The 20,170-nt window shown below is 44.1% G+C and carries 15 protein-coding genes; all 15 read right to left on the reverse strand.

What is annotated here, in order from left to right; translation table 11 throughout:
• Positions 1-32 precede the first annotated feature (32 nt).
• Complete coding sequence (locus DFR58_RS09940) at positions 33-308, reverse strand: YkgJ family cysteine cluster protein (protein ID WP_114297698.1); 276 nt, start codon at positions 306-308, stop codon at positions 33-35.
• Positions 309-431: 123 nt separating this feature from the next.
• Positions 432-2,054, reverse strand: coding sequence for a recombinase family protein (locus tag DFR58_RS09945; protein ID WP_114297699.1), 1,623 nt, complete (start codon positions 2,052-2,054; stop codon positions 432-434).
• 9 nt (positions 2,055-2,063) lie between these two features.
• Complete coding sequence (locus DFR58_RS09950; protein ID WP_114297700.1) at positions 2,064-2,276, reverse strand: hypothetical protein; 213 nt, start codon at positions 2,274-2,276, stop codon at positions 2,064-2,066.
• A gap of 389 nt (positions 2,277-2,665) precedes the next feature.
• Positions 2,666-3,856, reverse strand: coding sequence for an MFS transporter (locus DFR58_RS09955; RefSeq protein ID WP_170138108.1), 1,191 nt, complete (start codon positions 3,854-3,856; stop codon positions 2,666-2,668).
• Between the two features lie 77 nt (positions 3,857-3,933).
• Positions 3,934-5,106: a M24 family metallopeptidase gene (locus DFR58_RS09960; RefSeq protein ID WP_114297702.1), complete on the reverse strand. Its 1,173-nt coding sequence runs from the start codon at positions 5,104-5,106 to the stop codon at positions 3,934-3,936.
• Between the two features lie 54 nt (positions 5,107-5,160).
• Positions 5,161-5,532 (reverse strand): sensory rhodopsin transducer, encoded by a 372-nt coding sequence (locus tag DFR58_RS09965; protein WP_114297703.1) that lies wholly within the window; start codon positions 5,530-5,532, stop codon positions 5,161-5,163.
• Positions 5,533-5,550: 18 nt separating this feature from the next.
• Positions 5,551-6,522: an ABC transporter permease gene (locus tag DFR58_RS09970; RefSeq protein ID WP_114297704.1), complete on the reverse strand. Its 972-nt coding sequence runs from the start codon at positions 6,520-6,522 to the stop codon at positions 5,551-5,553.
• A gap of 4 nt (positions 6,523-6,526) precedes the next feature.
• Positions 6,527-8,038, reverse strand: a complete 1,512-nt coding sequence (locus DFR58_RS09975) for a sugar ABC transporter ATP-binding protein (protein ID WP_147273166.1) — start codon at positions 8,036-8,038, stop codon at positions 6,527-6,529.
• A 50-nt stretch (positions 8,039-8,088) separates the two neighbouring features.
• Positions 8,089-8,979 carry a polysaccharide deacetylase family protein gene (locus tag DFR58_RS09980; protein WP_114297706.1) on the reverse strand — a complete coding sequence of 297 codons (891 nt, stop codon included), beginning with the start codon at positions 8,977-8,979 and terminating at the stop codon, positions 8,089-8,091.
• Between the two features lie 15 nt (positions 8,980-8,994).
• Positions 8,995-11,088: a glycoside hydrolase family 20 zincin-like fold domain-containing protein gene (locus tag DFR58_RS09985; protein WP_114297707.1), complete on the reverse strand. Its 2,094-nt coding sequence runs from the start codon at positions 11,086-11,088 to the stop codon at positions 8,995-8,997.
• Between the two features lie 389 nt (positions 11,089-11,477).
• Positions 11,478-12,557, reverse strand: a complete 1,080-nt coding sequence (locus DFR58_RS09990; protein ID WP_170138109.1) for a sugar ABC transporter substrate-binding protein — start codon at positions 12,555-12,557, stop codon at positions 11,478-11,480.
• 43 nt (positions 12,558-12,600) lie between these two features.
• Complete coding sequence (locus DFR58_RS21855; RefSeq protein ID WP_170138110.1) at positions 12,601-12,804, reverse strand: hypothetical protein; 204 nt, start codon at positions 12,802-12,804, stop codon at positions 12,601-12,603.
• Positions 12,783-13,802: a LacI family DNA-binding transcriptional regulator gene (locus DFR58_RS09995; RefSeq protein WP_114297709.1), complete on the reverse strand. Its 1,020-nt coding sequence runs from the start codon at positions 13,800-13,802 to the stop codon at positions 12,783-12,785. Before DFR58_RS09995 ends, DFR58_RS21855 begins: the two co-directional genes overlap by 22 nt.
• A 132-nt stretch (positions 13,803-13,934) precedes the next feature.
• Positions 13,935-18,752, reverse strand: coding sequence for a RecQ family ATP-dependent DNA helicase (locus tag DFR58_RS10000; RefSeq protein ID WP_114297710.1), 4,818 nt, complete (start codon positions 18,750-18,752; stop codon positions 13,935-13,937).
• A gap of 265 nt (positions 18,753-19,017) precedes the next feature.
• A complete protein-coding gene (locus DFR58_RS10005) occupies positions 19,018-20,169 on the reverse strand; it encodes a Gfo/Idh/MocA family protein (protein ID WP_114297711.1) in 1,152 nt (383 codons plus the stop codon).
• Position 20,170: the final 1 nt, after the last annotated feature.

The following is a 20,170-nucleotide window of genomic DNA, read 5'->3' on the forward strand; positions in this document are numbered from 1 at the left end:
CACTTTAAAAATTTCGGCCCGCTTTTTTATTTTCATTTACCGTCTCCCCCGTCCGGGCATGTAGTACTTTCGAGATGTGCCAAAGACCTTTCCGCCTCCTCAGGGCTGCTTAAGCACATCTCCTCCGAGGGCTTCAAGGACAGGCACACAAGCGGCCTCTCCGGCTTTCCGAACAGCCTGCACCTGTTATCCTCTGTCAGCTGCACGCATCTTATCCCTGCCGGCTTGCCATCAGGCATTCCGGGTATGTACGAGGATATCGAGGGTGCTATGCAGCACGCCCCGCACCCTGCTCTGCATTCCTTCAAGTTCCTTACTCCCCCTTATAACCGGAACTTTTTAATATAACAAAATTCCGGCAAGCTATTTGCCAATACCATTACATACCCACCCGGATAGCTGTACACCGTGTAAGCACTCAGGCCCTGCGTCTATTGCCGCAGGCTCTCAATTCCGGCTTCGGGGAATATTCTGCACAAGCTGTCAATGTTCTCGGCCAGCTCTATTTCAACACTGCCGCCACAGCCTATAAGTATTCTTTTGACTATAAGCTCAACATTGTGTCTGCGCGGCTTTTCCGCCCCAATGATACCGTTTAAGACGCTAACAGCATTCCGCGCGCCCCCTTCAAAGGAGCTTATGCACAAGGCCCTTTGGGCAATACTCTCCAAATGCCTTTCAACGGAAGCTATGCTTTGGAGCTTTTGACGCTCAAGCTCGCCGTACGCCTCCTCCACCGTTTGCTTCATATCCTCATTCACCATAATATCCTTAAGTTTCTGCGAAAGCAACCCCCTATATTCCGCCTTCAAGGCTTCAAGCTGCTTTTCAAGGCTTCCGGCAGCATTGCCACATTGCTTCTCCTTTCGCAGCCTGACCTCTATTTCCGCATCAAGTGAGCTTATAAAACCTTTCATGCGGCTCCTTATGAATATAAGGTGTCCCTTAATATAATTAATCAGTTGCCGCTCCTTAATGCGGTGGCTGGAGCAGTGCTTTGCCCCCCGTCTGTGGTATGTTCCGCAGACATAGCTTTTCTCACCCGTTTTAAGGGTATGTGCAACCATATATGCCCCGCATTCGGCACAAAAAAGCAGTCCTGAGAAAATATTGCCTTCACGCGCTCCCGCCTTCCCTGTACCCCTGTATTTGACCTTGTCCCTCCGCTTCATCATATCCTGAACAAAATAAAAATCTTCTTTTGTAATTATTGGTTCATGCCTGTTCTCAAAAAGCATGTGTTCATTTGCGCTGACTCTGACGGATCTCGCCTTTATCAAGGGCTTCTTTGTCTTTCCCTGTCTTAAGCTGCCTATATACACATCGTCCTTGAGAATTCTTGATACATGTGTAGGAGACCATGCATGGGAAATAATATTTTTATATTCCCTTCCCCTGCTGCCGCAGCTCTCTGCTATAGCCTCCGAGGGAGTAATACATCCTTTTTCATTTAAGCATTCCGCAATTCTTCTGTATCCGTTGCCCTCGGTATACAAGACAAAAATCTCCCGTACTATGCGGGCCTTTTCCTCATCGGGCACAAGGCAATTGCGGGCTCTGTCAATGCTATAGCCGAACTGGGGCCTTATCAGAAGCTCCCCTCTTTGCTGCTTCTCTCTTAGCGTGCTTATTATTTTTCTTGATATGTCCTTTACATATCTTTCATTATACCATGTTTTAATGCCTATTATATCGTCATCGTCCTTTGAGCTGTCATAGCCTCCCGACATTTCGTCAGTCAGCACAATTCTCTTTCCCGCAGCCCTTACATCCTCCAGAAACAGAAGGGTCAGAGCATTATGCCGCCCTATCCTTGAAAGATCCTTGGCAATAATAATATCAATATCACTGCTTGCCAAGCAGCTCTTAAGTTCATTTAGTCCCGGCCTGTCAAAGGTGTAGCCGCTTACATTGTCATCCTCATAAACCCTCAGAATTTTTATTGAATTTTTTTGTGCATAGGTATTAATGACAGCCCTTTGATTCATCAGTGAGGCATAGTTCTTTCTGTCCTCATCCCTCGACAGCCTAACATATGCAATTGCTTTCAACATATAGCCACCTCATGGCAGGCATCCTTCCGCAGCGTTGTCAAGAATAACCCTTCTGTACACCTCCTCGCCCGGCGCCTGCCCCGAGCGGTACACGCAAACCCTGTGCCTCTGTTTTATTGCTGCCAGTATATCCTGAATAACGCAATCCTCCGCGTCGCCCTCGGACAGCCATACAAGCACCGCATCGCTTACGCCGTGTGTATTTCCCGGCTGAACGACCATATACAGCCACCCCCTCCCTTAATTTAAACATCATACTAAGATAATATGAACAATATATTTCCCGTATGTTTTTAAAATTACCGAAAGACATGGGGATAAAAACGTCTGAACAAGATTAAAGGATTAAAGGATGGATAAGATTAATAACAAAAGCACTCATCCTGTAAATCTTTTTAATCCTTTAATCCTGTTCAGACGGCTTTAAAATAGACATGTATCCTTCAAATAGGGAACGGGTACTTGATTCAGCATATTCTTGCTGATGAAAAAAACATATTGCTTACATGCGTATCAGAGGATAAGCCTGATTATAACTATTACTTAAAAAAGAAAAGTTTAAGCAGCATCTATATACCATGTGAGTAAAGTACAAAGGCAGGCACAGCAGCTTAATGGCTGACTGCGCCTGCCTTTGTAACCTTTAAAAACAGTGCCATTGCCAGTATGGCAGCACCCGCGCACAGCCCGAACATAACGCCTACTCCCGCCCGCTCTATAATTACCGCGCCAAAAGCTGAAGACGCCATTCCGGCAAGCCCCGCAAATACAGCGTCAGTAAGCGTCTGCGCCGATGTACGCATCTGCTCAGGAGAATTGTCATGCGCAAAGGTGCGCAGGTTGGGCAGCAGCACCGAAAACCCTATGCCCTGAAAAAGCACCCCAACAGCAACCATTGTGGTGGAATGCGCAAGCGCAATTATTGTATACTCCAGCACATAGGCACAGCAGCTGAACCAGAAGCACTGCCTGGGGCTGAACCGGGAAAATATCCTTGCGGAATAGAAAAAAAACGGCAGCTCCGTTATGGCAGAAAGAAATATAATCATCCCCAGATCCCCCGAGCCTCCGCCTACCTCCGATACAACCAGTGAAAGCAGGTTGTCCGTCGCCTGATTTCCAAATCCGATTAAAAAGCACGCCGCCAGAAACAGCAGGTATCTTCTGTTTTTAATAAGCCGCCCGTAGCTCAGCCGCAAATCGCCCAGCCTTATTCCCTCGCCTCCCCCACCGCAGTCAGACACAAGCAGTGAAACCGCCAGCGTAACCGCCACAAAGGCCGCGGCAAACACAAACATTACCCCGTAGCCCGCCCCCTCAATGCTTATGCCTATAATCCATCCGAAGCAGGAAAAGCCTATAGATGCCCACATGCGTATAAAGCCGTAGTTAAGTGGTGTATTTACATTTTTCTTCAGAATCCAGCTATCTAAAACAGCGGGCTGGGGTGTCTGGCAAAAGCCCAGAAAGCCTATAAAAATAAGCACGCTGTATGGTGACCTAGGATCGGCAAGCGCCAGTATTGCCGCAAGCAGTAATATGTTTGCCAGAATAAACACTTTTTTAATGGATTGCAGCTTATCACATAAAAACCCCCAGAACACCTGGCCCGCGATTCCACAGCAGATAGCCACTGACATTGCGGCACCGACAAAGGAATAGCTGTATCCGCTATGAATAAAATACATTCCGGCAAACGAGAAAAAAGAACACCAGGTAGACCAGAAGGTAAACTGAAGAATGCTGAATTTCAACGTCAACTTCTTGTCTCCGTGCTCCTTTATGAATTGCCCGTACCGCAAAAGTGACTCCCCCCTTGTTTTTATCGGAGCCGCGCGATGGGTAAGCCATGCGCAGCCCCTTATCTATTCCATTGCCTTTAGAAATCCAGCTCATGAAGCGTTCCTATCGCTTCACACAGGTTTTCAATACCGTCCTCCTTTATGACAATTCCCTTTTCCCACCTTGCACCAAAGGTATCCGTTGTAATAAATGTGTCAATCTGAAACGTCATATTGGGTTCAAGAACATAGTCCGAAATGGTTTCCATCCACGGCGCCTCAACCTCGATCATTCCCGTTCCGTGGCATGGGCCGTAGAGGTAATTGCTCTCATGTCCACTGTCCTTGTAAAATTTATAAAAGCCCTTTGCAACATCGCTTGCTAAAACTCCTGCCTTAAGCTGCTTTTCAGTCCACTGGTGCGCCTCCCAGCAGAAATCTATATACGCCCTGCGCTCAGGCGACAGCTTGCCCATGCTTATGGGAAGCCCCACCGAAGGAGAATACCCGTCAACCTTTGCAGAAAGGTTGAGCTGAACTATATCACCCTTCTTTATCTCTCTGTGGGAGGAACGTGAAATTGCATGGCGTGTGGAGGCCTCACTGAAAACGTACATGGGAAGCCCCTCATACTCCGCCCCATTCTCATAAATGGCCTTTTGCGCCACCCCTACCATCTGGCACTCGGTCACCCCCGGCCGAATGGCCTTTATCACCTCACGGGTAGCAATTTCTGTAATCCTGAAGCCCTCTCTCATACATGCAATTTCATTTTCAGACTTGATTTTACGCATCTCAATCATGATATGGTTTGCGTCAACAATCTCCGCCTTGGGGAAGCTGTCCCTTATCCCCTGCATAGTTACAACACTGGTGTCCAAAAGGCTTGCCACACCTATTCTTAAATTGGAACCGTTTACCCCCAGAAAGCTGAACACATCCTGAAATCTTTCGGCCTTCACCTCGGGATAGCTGGGGTCGGCTGACTCCCTGTACTCCATAAGCATGAAAATATCCTGAACTCTGGAAAAATCTGAAGCATACACCCTGCTTTCAGGTCCCACCATAAGCGCGGTTTTGCCCTGTGGCGTTATCGCAAGCCCGGCCCTCTCAAAAAGAGGCCAGAAGCCGCTGAAATATCTTACATTTGCATAATCCGCTTCATTTGAGTTAACAATTAAAACATCCAGATTGTTTTTTTCAATAAGCCTTGCAACCCTTTGCGCCCTCTCTTTATATTCGTAATCAGGTATACATATACGGTTTGCCATGGTAACAGTCTCCTTTTTCACTCTATTAGTTTTAAGATAATTCTGATCCCTTAATTATTCGCATATTCCCATTGTTGTGTAAAACGCCATGTTGGGCTGGCGGTTATCCAGTCTTCCATATTGCGCAATGATGGGGACATCGCTGGAGAGCTTAATTGCATACTGAGTCTCCAGCGGTAAAACAAAGCCGCACAAATGCTCAGGGTTATTAGTTCTTATGCATCTTACCCTCTTTGCCCTGACAGTCGCGGTGATATTTTCAACAGGCTCCAAGTCGGTAAAATACAATGTAATTTTAACATTGGCATCCCTTGAATTGGGATTTAAAATCACAATTGATTCATGTCCCTTCATTTCCCCTTCACCGGGAGGGGGAAGCTCCCCGTCGGGGAAAAACCACACTGTTTTCCCGTACTCCTTTTCCATTTCCGCACCTCTTTTTTATCAATCTTTTTTTGAATTCATATCAATAAGCACAACCGAAGCAAGGATGACTCCCTTTACAATCCACTGCCAATAAGTGTTTATTGAAAGCAGAACCATTGCATTGTCCATAACGCCCAGAATCAGAGAGGCTATAACCACCCCCCACACCTTTCCGCGCCCGCCTGTAAGAGAGGTTCCTCCAAGCACACATATCGTCATGACATCAAACAGCATGTTGTCACCCACCGCGGGCAGGCCTGCCATTGTTTTGGAGGTAAGCGCAATGGCTCCTACAGCCGCCAGTACCGAAGACAGCACAAACGCCAGAGTCTTAATCCTTTTTGTGTTTATTCCCGAAAGCGTACTCGCTTCCTCATTGCCCCCCACAGAAAAAACATTCCTTCCTGTCTGTGTATGGTTTGTAAACACCCAGCATATCAGCGCCACAACGAGCATCAGCATTACAGGAACGGGAAGAAAGCCTCCTATATACCCCATTCCGATTACATTAAAGGACTTTGGCAGCCCGGAAATGGGAATGCCGCTTGACATGAGGTAGTTTATACCCTTTATTCCCAGCATTGTCGCCAGTGTCGCTATAAAGGACGGAACCTTTCCGTAGACAGACACTGCCGCGTTAATAAGGCCTATGGCGACGCTGGCCGTTAAAACAAGCACAATAGCAGTTCCCACGCTTGTCCCGCTCTTTACAAGGGTAGCCATCAATACCGACACAAAGCCTATTACCGAGCCTATCGACATGTCCATATTGCCGACTAAAATTACAAAGAACTCGCCTATGGCAATAATGGCGATAAACGAGACCTGCCGCGCAATATTTAAAAAGTTTTTACTGTCAAAGAAATTGGGAACAAAAATTGAACATACCACTACAAGTCCTAAGAGGATGAACAATACTATCCATTCCTGCATGAACAGCCTAGCCGACCTTTTATTTTTCATTTCCAACTCAGCAGTTACAGAGCTCATATTTTTATACCCCCAGCATCTTATTAATAATATTTTCCTGTGTTATTGCATCTCCCTCAACACAGCCCTTGAACCGGCCCTCAAACATAATATAAACACGGTTGCTGAGGCCTATCAGCTCCTCCAGCTCGGGAGAGACTATAATTACTGATTTGCCCTCCTGAGTAAGCTGGTTAACCAGCTTATAAATCTCCGATTTGGCTCCCACGTCGATTCCCCTTGTCGGCTCGTCAAAAATTATAATTTCAGCCTCTTCCAGCAGCCATTTGCCTATAACAATCTTTTGCTGGTTTCCTCCCGACAGCTTGCCCGCCTTCTGGTTGATTGAGGAGTAGTTGAGCTTCATCTTCTCGCACATCAAAAAGGCTTCCTTCGCTTCCCTCTTATGATCTAAAAACAGCCCGCGCAATCTTTTATAGCGGCGCAGTGAAACCAGCGATGTATTAGTCTTTATATCGGCACCGAGAATCAGTCCAAGACGCTTTCTTTCATCCGGCACAAGGGCAATTTTATTCTTAACGGCATCAATGGGTGATTTGATTTTTACCTTTCTTCCGTTCAGGAAAAGATTTCCGCACTTTAGGGGGTATGACCCGAAGATTGAGTTTATAAGCTCCGTTTTGCCTGCTCCTACCAGACCGGCAATACCCACTACCTCCCCCTTTTTAAGTGTCATGTCAATATTCTTAAAGGCCTTTTCGGAGGTAAAATTCTTAAGCTCAAGAACAGTCTCTCCAAGCTTTGTGTTTACCTTAGGAAATACCTGCTTCAGCTCACGGCCTATCATCATGGTTATAAGCTTGTCCTTATCTATATCAGCCACGTTTCCGCTATGAGTCAGCTTTCCGTCACACATTACGCTGAACCTGTCGCACACCTCAAAAATCTCGTCCAAGCGGTGCGAAATATATATGATTCCTATCCCCTGAGCTTTAAGCAGGCGCACCAGACGGAATATGTTTTCTATATCGCTTTCCTGAAGCACCGCCGTCAGCTCATCCAGAATAACAACCTTTGCCTTAACAACAATTGCCTTTGCAAGCTGTATAATCTGCTGCTCCGCCATTCTCAGCTTTTTTACCGGAACCTCCAGCGGTATATCGCATTGCAGGAACTCAAGTATCTCCTGAGCCTTGCGCTTTAAGGCCTTCCAGTCCACAAACATACCCTTTTTGGTGTAATTTCCTATAAAAATGTTTTCAATGCCGTTAAGCTCAGGGATAAGCTGCAGCTCCTGATGAACCACCGCTATGCCCATTTGCTGCGACATCTTAACATTGTAGTTTTTGTTAAGCACATCCTGCCCGTCAACCTCAAAGCTTTTAATGTCTCCTTTGTACGCACCTATAATGATTTTGGCAAGCGTGGATTTTCCCGCGCCGTTTTCTCCTGCCAAAGCCAGGCATTCTCCCGGATACAGTGTGAAGGACACATCGTCTAAAGCTTTCACATTGGGAAATGTTACCGAACAGCCCTTAATATCTATTAACGGCCTTTGCTTAGCTCTATCGGACAAAAAACTCAACTCCCCTCTTAGAATATAAAGCGGCAGAAAATTCCCTTGCGCTATTTAAGCTCCCCGGCAATTTCAGCGGCAGTTTTAAATGATGCTCCCTGCTCCTTCAGCAGCACGATAAGCCTTTCAAACTCTCTTATTGCAATGTCACCGCAGCCTGAGACAATAAACTCATCAGGTATAACAGTGGCCTCACCAAAGTTATAGCTTTTTTTGCAGGGTATAAACTCCCACGGATGTATATAGTAGCACAGCACCACCGGAAGCCCCTTTCCTTCCGCAAAGGCGGCAAAGTCCATAGAGCGCTTCATAAGGTATTCGGCTCCCTTCGTTCTGAAAAGCGGCCACTGATCCCTGTCCCGCTCCAACGGGCTGTCGTTGCTGACCATAGTCATATCTGCAAAATTGGGGATTTCAACCAAGCGCATGTCGCCCTCCTTTGTCCAGTCCTCTCTCGACGGATGATACGGTGCAAACTTATCCCTGTAAAAATACATGGGATAGGTTGCGTCGGAGGTATAGCCCAGCCTCTCTAAGGCATTCACAACGGCAGTTGAGCCCCACAGTCTGGGGCAGCGGAAGGCCTTCGGAGCCACGCCCGAAGCCTCCCTTACCCATTCGGTAGCCATTTCCAGGCGAGGGAACACCTCATGAGGCAGCAACGGATTTACTCCCGGTAGAGGAAAAAGCTCGTCCCCGACGGTTTCATGGTACAGCGAATGGCACCCCACCTCGCTGGTACCGGCAGCGACTATTTTGGCCTGCTCCGGGTTCTCTCTTGCCGACTCTCCCGTAAAATAAAAGGTGCCCTTGATGCCGTGCCTGTCAAACATCTCAAGAAGGATGGGGACACCCTTTTTAACGCCCTCGTAAAAAGGGGTAAAGCTCCCGACATCCGTTTCTACATCTACTCCTATCAGTACCGAAATATCTTTTGCCATATGCTCTCACGCCTCCTACAGCCATAACCATCCCAGTGCTTCCACTCCAAGATAGACAGGCACATTATCCGCATTGGCCGGGTCCAGCGCGTTGTTGATGACGCGCCGGAGCTCGTGGTACGGTATCATGCATGACTTGGTGCCTGTCTCCGATACAGGGTTAACATCAAAATAATTGCTCCTGACTATTTCAAAATTCCTTTCATTGTGCAGCGACATTTCCTTTAAGTACTTAATTTTTTCCTCTTCTGTGGGCGCATTGTCATAGCTTATGGATGCCAGTGCCAAGTCATATATCACTCTATTTCTTAGGTTTGCCACAATAAGCTTTTCAAAGTGCGGGGAATAGACCTTAAGCCTTGAGTCTGCGTCCACGGCAGCCTTGACTCTGTTCAGCCTCAGCATTATATTGTCATGATCGGCAATAGCGGCCTGTATGGCGGGAATGTCACGCTTTTCAACCTTGTTCCTCGCAAACGGGAACTCGGTGGGGAATATCTTCATCTGGCTTTCGTGTATTGTAAACATGTTTTTGAGAACATAAAGAATATCATCCTTTAAGCCTGCTCCAAACACCGCCGTTACGGCATAATCGTAGAACTCCTCCGGCTCCATAATGCTTCCCCATCCATAATTGGCGTGTGCAAACAGGTGAAGGAAAAAACCGTACCATTCAAACATATAGCCGTTGATGCCCTTTACCCCCAATTTAACAGAGCCTATGTGCTGCCGTATATCCTCTTCAATATACTGGTGGTTGGTTTCCTCGTCACAGCGCAGGCCGTTGGAGCGGAAGGTTCTTATAAGGCGTCCCATACATGCTGAAACGGCGTTTGATTCAGTGTCTCTTGCCCATATTCTGTCCTTTCCGAAGGCCTTCGCCCATTTTTCGAATTCATTCTCGCCGCAGTAAAGCCCCGGAGCCCAGAACAGCACCATATCGGGCGGCACAGAAGCCACCATCTCCCTTAAATACTCCTGCGGCTTTTCAAGCGGCGGCTCACGCCACATCCTTGCTCCTATAACAATATCGGGGTTTACATCCCTCACCGCTTCATACAGTATTTTAAGAAGCTCATAATTGGCGTGGTGCTTTGCCTCGGCGGGAGTACCATACTTATCGAGGTATTTTTCACTGCATTTTTCGCAGTTGCAAAACCAGAAGGATTCCTCGCTTTCCTCAAAATCAATTCCGTCGTAGCCAAGAGAGGCAATACGCCTCATGGCGGACTTCAGGTACTCAATAGTATCCGGCTGGCTTAAGCAAAGAGTGTCAAAATCATTTACAAACCTGCTGTTCTCCGGCAGCTTCATCCGTTTTTCCTTATAAATACTGGGGTACCCGCCGCTGTAGCTGTTCAGTCCTATATATGCAAAAAATTTAAAGCCCAGCTTATGACCGTAATCGAATAATTTGCTTAAAAACTCCTGCGATAAATTGGGATGGCTGTATCTTACCTCAACCCAATTCTTGCTTTCCTCGTTCCACACCTTAACGGGGTAATTGCGAAGCACAGTCTCGGGGTATTCGTCAAACTCAAACGGCCAGTAGCCGTACATGCACATATTGAACTGATTGATTTTGAAATCGGAACAGATATTAAGATATTCCTTCCACTCCTCAAAGCCCCACAACTGCATATCAAAGCCAAGCCGCCCATACCCGGCATACCATGCAAACGTATTGGAAACCGACCTTATTTCTATTGATGGCCAGTCGGCAATTTCACAAAAACCAACAGTATATCCGTCATCCTTTTTGGTTAAAAGCTGCTTCAGAGTAGAAATTGCATTTATCAGCCCGTCGCGGCATAAAGACTTGATTGTAATGCCATCTTCGTTAACGTCAATACAGTAGCCCTGTTTTTTGTACAGCTCGTCATTATCTGCAAGCTCCTGCGGAGGAAGCCCATAAACCAGCCTTACGGCAACAGAATTCTCCGGCGAAAGAGCTATTTCACTGTAATTCCACAACTTGTACCGAAACAGCTCGGCGATATCTCCATACTCTTCATTTAACATACTGCCTTCTAAATCAAAATTTTTAAAGCATGGTGTAGCACCCTCTTTTTTGTTATACACCTTCACTCTGGGCAAAGTATAATTCATCGCAACTCCTCCTCGTATATTTTTGTTTATATAAATTAGGATACAGACTATCTAAAAAGGATGTAAAATAATTTCCGGAATAATAATTTCCCCGGAATGCGTGACCGGAATATAATTTAAGCTAACTAAAATCACAAGCGCCTTCTACAGGTATACATGCTTTTATAGTTAGAGTAGAAATTATTATGGAGGATATTATTTTACATCCCCCGTTATCCTATATGCAAAAGCCTAAACTATATAGAAAGGGCGTTTTTGAAAAATCATCCCTCGTGCCTAAGATACACCTTTCAGAAACGCCCCTGCATTATGATTAAAGGAGCATTTCATATAAGCTGCCGCCCACCCCCTTAAAGGGGACGGCAGCTTATACTTAAAATGCATATCTTCTAGTTCCCAAGCCAAGTCCAGCTCTTCCAATCCTTCTGCCCAATATTTTCAGGTGTCAGGGCCTCCGGTGCAGGCAGATCAAAATTATCCGGCAGCTTCTTTCCATCCAGAGCATTTACAAGAGCCTCCATAGCTGTATATCCGAGTACAACGGGGTCCTGAAGCACCTCTCCAATCCATGACTTGTTTCCGTCGGCAAGGTACTGTATAACCTCCTTGTCCCCCGCCATGCCTATAAATTTCATTTTATCGGCAGCATTAGCACCTACCGCCGCATTGTACGCACCCACTACAAGAGCGTCATTATGCCCGCAAACAATATCTATGTCAGAGGATCTTTGAAGCACGTTTTCAAACAGCGTTTGTGAAGAACTGCGGTCGCCGGTTGAATCTCCCTCCTCGATTATCTTTGCATCAGGAAGCTCTGCCAAAACAGCCTCCTTAAACCCTTCAAAGCGCTTTACCGAAGCCTCGCCCGACTTTGGAAGCGACAAGTAAACGCAGGTTGGGTTTGTCTTTCCCTGTGCCTTCATTTCTTTAACGGCAATCTGTCCCGCAACAGTCCCCATTGCTTTAAAGTCATGCCCAACAAAGGTTTCCCACACTATGTCATCTTTTGAATCGGGGTTCTGTGCATAGTCGCCTACTACAAATTTAATTTGCTTATTTTTATGCAAATCAACCATGGTAGGTATAATTGCCTTACTGTCAACGGGGAATATTACAATACCGTCAACTCCCTTTTGAGCCATATTTTCAAGCTGCTTAATCTGTGTCTGAATATCATTCTGGCTGTCCTCGAACTGGAACTCGACATTCAGTCCTTTTTCCCGTGCGTACTGCTCCATTCCTACCTGCGTGCCTAAAAACCACGGCCACGCCATGTTCATAATTACCCCGCCAACGACATATTTCTTGCCCTCGGCTTTATCGTCAGTCTTAGATGCCTGAGTGCCGGCAGAGGATGCCTGAGTACCGTTATTCCCATTTGAGTCTGCTCCTGAAGAAGAACCGCAGCCGGAGAATAATACCATCGAAACCATAGAAACCGCAAGAATCAATGCTGCTAATTTTTTCATAAAAATTCCTCCTGTCATTTTTTTAGTATTTGCATCATCCCAATTATATAAGTAATTGTGATTTATAGTATTTTCCGAAAGAGCAGATAAATTTTGTAATAACGTTTGCATTACCTGCAAAAAAAATTCCTCCTTTCTTATATGCTGCTCCTTCAAGCAAAACCACCTTTTTCAGAATCAAATGAAACCCATCTCTCACCAACGGTACACTGCCGGTGTGTACCATCACCTCTGATTCGTCTTGCATCCGCAGGAGTCCCCTATTTTGAGCTCCGCCTCCAAAATAATATTCTCGTATATCTGTAAATCAGTTTTACTAAGCTTTCTGCTGATAATTTCACCCGCAAGCTCTCCTATTTTTTCTGCAGGCTGTACCATAGTAGTCATTTCAGGCACCATCAGGCCTGTCTTATCGACAGCGTCAAAGCAAACCAGAGCCACATCCTCGGGAACTCTGAGCCCGCATTCTCTAAGTGCATGAAGTGCGCCGTACGCCTGCATGTTATTTGCAACAAACAGCGCTGTTGGGCTCTCTTGCTGCTGGAACATTTTTTTGGCAATGCCATAGCCTGTTTCCAGCTGGAAGCTTCCCTGCCGGAAATATTCCGGCTTTATCTCAAGTCCACTCTCTTGCATTGCCTTCTTAAAGCCCTGCAAACGTTCCGACCCTGTAGATTCCGACACAGGCCCGGAAATGGCGGCTATGCTTTTATGTCCAAGTGAAATAATATGCTTGGTAAGCCTGTAGCTTGCTTCCACATTATCAATTGTGACAAAATCAAATTTTGTTTTCATCTTAGGGAGATTATCGATAAAGACCACTGGTATTCCAAAGTCCTTATAGGTCTTGAAAATACTTACGTCCTCGCTCACAGTGGCTATAACCAGTGCCGTAATCTGCTTCTTTAGCAAAAGCTTTAAATATTCCTCTTCTCTTTTTGCATCACCATCGGAGTTGCAAATAACGGCGGAATAATTATTTTTCCTTGTAGTACTTTCAACGCCCTTTATAACGCTGGCAAAAAAGGTATTTGTAATATCGGGAACAATAATACCTATTGCCTTTGATGTTTGGGCCTTTAAGCTTCTGGCAATCTCGTTGGGCTGATAATTCAGGCTTTCCAAAGCTGCCAGCACAGCCGCTCTTGTCTCGGGGCTAACCCTGTCCTTCCCGTTCACAACACGGGAAACAGTAGAAACAGAAATCCCGAGATGCTCTGCAACGCGCTTTAGATTTGTTCTCACATCACATCATCCTCGTTGTTTTGTAATAACGTTCTTACAAAAAGTATACAGCATAAATAACCAGGCTGTCAAGAGAGATTTAAAGCCCTTTTTATTCTTTTTGCATATAAGTTTTTAAGCACGGCATTTAAATTATCCATGATTATCCTTTGTTTTACTAAAGTAAATCTCCGGCAAAATAACTTTAATCTCGTTTTCCGAATTTTCCTTCTTCCAATACACTATAAACCTGATTTTTGCTTCTACAGGAGCATAGTTGTTTTTCTTCATGGCATCTGTCTGCCGAATAAAATTCTTTGAAAACTTTAATACCTGCCGACCGTTTACGTCACGGCAGCCATCCTCGCAAATACCAAGTCTGTCTCCGCTCATTAGATGTGAAACAGGCTTTTGGCAATACTGAAAAAAGTCCAGCCATACATCTTTAAAGGTCAGCTGGGCAGCTAATTTGTCCGGCTGCAGGTAGGTCTTAGAATCCATAACCGTTTTAAGTCCATCTGTCTTTATAAAATCAAAATAATTTCCGTTGCAGTGTATACTAAGCTTTTGCTTTGCTCTGGTCACTGCAACATACAATTGTCTCATCGCTTCTTCCTTTGCGGCATTGAATCCGTCAAGCATTAAAAATACATTGTCAAACTCCCGCCCCTTTGACTTATGAATTGTTGAAACAAATACTGTTTCCACATCGCCACCGCAAAAATCCTCAAATCTTGACTCCCTTATAAAAGTCTCAAAATCGGATCTGTATTTATTTTTGGGATTTGCAGTCTCAAAGTCTTTGAACATATTAGTGCATACATCCAAATTCAAACTACCTTTGAATTTATTTTCAAGCTTCTTTTTGGCCTCTCCCCAAATATCGTCATCTATAATATAAATATCATCAGCTAAATTCAGAGCATTTTGGAAAAACCTTATTTCCATAAGATTGTTAAAATTAAACCCGTCGTTTGATTGAATAAGCCTTGCCTTTAACCCTCTTTCAATAAGCATTCCCGAAATCTGCAGTGCTTCCTCATTTGTTTTAGTCAAAATACAGGATGTTCCAGCAAGACCTTCTGATAGGATATCCTTTACCAGCGGTATAACAAGGTTACCACTGGTGTATCTCACCAACTCTATTTTTCCGATATCACTCTGAGCCGCAATAATTGGAGCCTTCTTCAGCCTGTGCGGGATTCTGCTTGCGTACTGATTTGCAAAGTCTACAAGATTGCTTTTACTCCTGTAGTTCTCTACAAGCTCATACATAACCGCCTCTTCCTTATAAGCCAAACTCTCCAAGTGCTTTGAGCTTGCGCCTCTGAATTCAAAAATATTCTGGTCATCGTCTCCCACCGCAATAACACGCATATCCTCATTGTGCTCCATCAATGCTGAGATTAAATTAAACTCGTTTGCATCCATATCCTGAGCTTCATCTATAACCAAAACCGTTTTAGTAATTCTGCCTGCCTCAACCTCTCCCCCTTTAATTCTCTTTATAGTCTCTGAAATTACCTCATCTGACTTTTCAACATTACCAACCTTACCTAATAAATCAAAACAATAGGAGTGGAAGGTTTTTATCTCCACAAAATTTGCAGCGTTTCCTATCAGCTTAAGCAATCGCTTTTTAAATTCCGTAGCTGCCGCCCTTGAAAAAGTTAGCATCAGCAATTGCTCATGCTTTACATCCTCCATTAAAAGTAATGAAGCCAGCTTGTGAACCAAAATACGGGTTTTTCCGCTGCCAGGGCCGGCTGCTACAACAATGTACTTTGATTCATTGTCGGTGATAATTTTCAATTGGGTGGGAGATAACTCTCCGAAAAGCTGCCGAAATTTGGCAGGGGTAATATTTCTTTTAATTTCATCCTGCCTGCTACCCTTAAAATACTTATTCAGAAAGGAGGAATAGTTCAGCTGAAAATAATCGTCCACAAATTGCAATGCTGCCTTATAATTGCTGAGCATTGTTCTGGCATACTCACCCACAATATGAATTTGCTGCATCTTATTATGGTAAAACTGGCTGAGCTTTTGGTAATTCTCCATTTTGTAACGCTTTTTAGTATCCTTTTCAATGCGCTCAATAGTCAGAGCATTATAAACAACCATGAACCCACCCTCTATTTTTAACGCCTGTATTCTTGACAGATAAAAAAGGCTGTCCTCAATATCGTCCACAGAGGCTTTTGAATCAAGGAGAGTTAACCTGCCCTCAAACTCCTCCTTCAATTCCAAAACCGAAAACTCAACCAGAGCCTCCTCTTTAGTCTCCTCATCCTTTGATTCTTCTTTATTGACTTTACTATAGAGGTACTCCAAAATAAAGTGCGCAAGCTCATGCCTTTTGGCAAGCCTTTCCTCCAACTCTTTTGTATCCTGCATACAAATAACGGTAATATGGTTTTTCGAGTATTCTGAGATTTGGCGCCTTATCCATCCCTTAATTGCCCAGAAATTAACGATTGTTTTTATCTTATCAGGGTTGACATCCTCACACCCATTTTCTTCTGCCCTCTCATTAAGCTCCTTTATATGAAATGTCTTTTCCTCACCATCCAGACAGCTTAAAAAAAATCTTTCAATTTGGCGGAAGGACTTCAATATATCCAATGAACGGTTTACATTCTCTCTCTTTTTTATAAACGCAGTCAAATCCTTTGTATCTGCCAAAATCCTTTCTTCTCTAAGAAGATTTACAATCTTAATTACTTCCTCTTTTACGATTCCCAGACGATCAGATATGTAATCAACTCTTGATTCCGCCTCCTCATCTCCTAGATGCTTCCTGCTCCTGCTGGAAAAAAGCCCTTTTATGATCCTCACTGCTTTTACCTTTTGCTTTGCATCAAACCTGTCCGATGCGTTAATTTTTCCAATAGCCTCCTCTGCATTTCTCGCTAGAATGCTGCTTGCAAATATTCTTGGCATATTATAGCCACGTTTGAGATATCCTGCATCCTCTAACGCTGCAATTGCTGTCTTAACCTTTGTTTCTATCTCTGCAATGCTGTCATCCCATCCGGCTCTTCTGGCAATTTCCAGTGCAGACTGTGATGCCTTCAAACGGAATCTTGTAATGTCCTTAATTGCCTTCCATATCTGCTGAATTTCCTGAATACTAAGCTTGTTTTGATTCAGAAGCATAAAATGCTTGTTCAGATCCTCATCATCAAATAGAACAAAGCAATCTGCAGATATATTTTCATCTCTTCCTGCCCTTCCAGCTTCCTGAACATAATTTTCGAGAGAATCGGAAATGTCGTAGTGAATGACCATTCCCACGTCCTTCTTATCCACTCCCATTCCAAAAGCCGAGGTTGCAACCATGATACGAACCTCTCCCCTTATAAAAGAGTCCTGATTCTCAATTTTTTTCCGGCTGTCCATTTTTCCGTGATATGGCCTGGCTGTATAGCCATCCTGCATCAATCGCTGCGCTAAAGAGTTTGCTTTGCCTGTACGTGAGACATAAATAATTACAGGACAGCTCTTTTGTTCAAGCAAGTCTCTTAAGGTATTGTATTTTTCTTCCTTACTTGCTCTTTGAAGCACCTTATAGCTCAGGTTGCTCCTTGATGCTCCCGACCTGAAAACCTCCATTTCAATAGACAGCTTTTCCTTAAAATAACTGCGGATATCTTCAACAACCCTTCGCTTGGCAGTAGCAGTAAAGCAGGAAACTGGAATTCCGTCCTGAAGGTTCTTCTTTTGCTGGATTGACTTTATAAAATCGCCAATATACAAATAGTCAACCCTAAAGTCCTGTCCCCAGGACGAAAAGCAGTGTGCCTCGTCAATTACAAAGCGGACGATATTCCTTCCTAAGAGCAGACGCTCGATAGTCTTTGAGCGCAAAGCCTCAGGTGATAGGTAAAGCATATACGCAGATCCGTTTTCAACCCGCTCAAAGGACTTTGCTCTTTCAATAGGATCGAGCAGACCGTTAATAGTAACACCATACGGTATACCAGCCTTTTCGAGATTGTCTACCTGATCCTTCATCAGTGATTGCAAAGGTGAAATAACAACAGTAAGTCCCTTTGAATTTATCCCGCTCATTAAAGCCGGTACTTGAAAGGTAATTGATTTGCCTCCCCCTGTGGGGAACACAGCTAAAAGTGATTTGTTCTCAATTGCCGCCCTCGCCGCCTTCTCCTGTAAAGCTTCTCCGGCATACGTCCTATAAGAGTCAAACCCGAAAAACTGCTTTAGGCCCATGTGAATATCAAAAGCTTTATTGCAATAAGCACACCCCTTAATACACGGATTTCTCCTTAACAAAAACATAACATGCTCAACCGCCGGAAAATTTCTCAAAACCCACGGAGGAGTGATTGAATATTTGCTGTTGGCATTTATCAAAGCTAAACAATAAGCCAGCTCAACAGAATATTGTGTTATTATATCGCCAAGATTTGCCTGTTCACATATCCATGATTTAAATTTTTCCTGAATCTCCTTTTCAATATTTATATGAGCTTCAGTATAGCCTAAAAAAAGAAAAAATGAACTGAACTCCATTTTATCCTTTAAAAGAAAATAGAGAATCCTCTTTAGTTTATTATCCATCCGTTGAAAAGCCGCAACCTCATCAAAAAATAGATCCCTCGCTTTCATAGAATCGTTCAGCGGGTTGTTGGCATCCTCCGTTTGCAGCTTATCATCTTTGAGCAGCGCATGATAGGGTCTGGTGGGAAACATAAGAGGAGAGAGATAGAGCGTATCTATAAAATACAAATCGTCTATTTCCGTGGCATCAACAGAAGCTTTAATATACCTTAAATCATGATTTAAAATATTATGTCCACAGAGATACCGCAAGCCCTTTATAAATTTGATAAATCCGGCAACAGAATTGGAATGGAATAAACTGCCGTCACTCTTAACGCCTCCAACGTCAAGAATCTTTTTACTATTAGGCTCACCCTCTATATCAAAAAAAATAATCGGCTCCATTTTCTTCTCTCCCAAAAATTGCAAGCTGCACAAAATTCGATTTTATTACAAGTAATATTATTTTATATTTCTATATTTTATTACTATATCCTTCCTTTCTTCAAGATAATTTTGGCAAATAAGGCATACATATTAATTCATAAATACTCTGCTCCAGCATATAAAAACAGACAATAGCCTTCCAACGGCAGCACCGCCATTGGAAGGCTATTATAAAGTAATCTATTACCGACCATACAGGACATTAAAAATTAAACTCTTCCCCTCAGTCAACATCCACCCAATTTCCACCGTTTTTATTGCTGGCCAGACAAGCATGGACGAATTTTACGCCCGCAATACCATCATCAATGGATGGAAAATCATCATCATATTTGCTGAATTCGTCGCCATTGAGTTTTTTTAAGTTTGCATTAACCCATACTTTGTAGATATTGGCGAATGCTTCATATAATCCTTCCGGATGGCCGGACGGAATGCGGCTCATTTGTGCTGATCTTTTCGACACGTATGACATGCCCCGGTTATATATCTGAGTCGGCTTTCCTTTAAGTGTCACTGAAAGAATATTGGGGTTCTCTTGTACCCATTCAATTGAGCCTTTTGTTCCAAAGATGCGCACGACAAGTCCGTTCATATGTCCAACGCAAACTTGGGATGAAGAAAACACTCCATGTGATCCATTATCAAACTCTACAAGGATATTGGCATTCAAATCAAGAGGCTGCCCGAAATAGTCCATTTTTGCAGCTAATCTTTTCACTTTCAACCCTGTGATATAAGAAACGGTATGTTCAATATGCGTGCCTATATCACCGACACAGTTGGAGCTGCCTGATAATTTCGGATCCTTCCGCCAGACGGATAGCTTGTTCATAGTATTGTCACCGGCGCCAATATCATCAATTAACCATTCCTGCAAGTATTCAGCATTGACATTGATGATGTCGCCAATAACGCCTTGCTCAACAAGCTCTCTTGCTTCTTTGACCATATTGTTGCCTGAATAAGCGTAGTTAACAGCAAATAAAAGTCCTTTTTCATTTGCAATTTTTTTTAGCTCCTCGCCTTCGCTGACCTCAAAAGAGAGCGGTTTTTCACACAGAACATTGATGCCGTGTAAAAGGAATGTCTTTGCGACTAGATAGTGCATATTGTTTGGTGCGGCAATTGTCACAAAATTGATGCCATCCTCTCTTGCGCTTTCTTTTGCTGCCATTTCTACATAGTCCTTGTACACTCGATCTGAATCGAGTCCAAGGAATTCACCGCACTCTTTATTGGGTTCAGCATTAGGATTAAAACATCCCGCTGCCAATTGAGTTCTTCCGTCGAAGGAAGCGGCTACCCTATGAACTCCGCCGATAAAAGCATTTAAATCTCCGCCGACCATACCATAATTCAATCGCTTTATCATA

Origin of the sequence: Anaerobacterium chartisolvens (genome assembly GCF_003337415.1) — a bacterium.
Classification (GTDB): domain Bacteria; phylum Bacillota; class Clostridia; order Acetivibrionales; family DSM-27016; genus Anaerobacterium; species Anaerobacterium chartisolvens.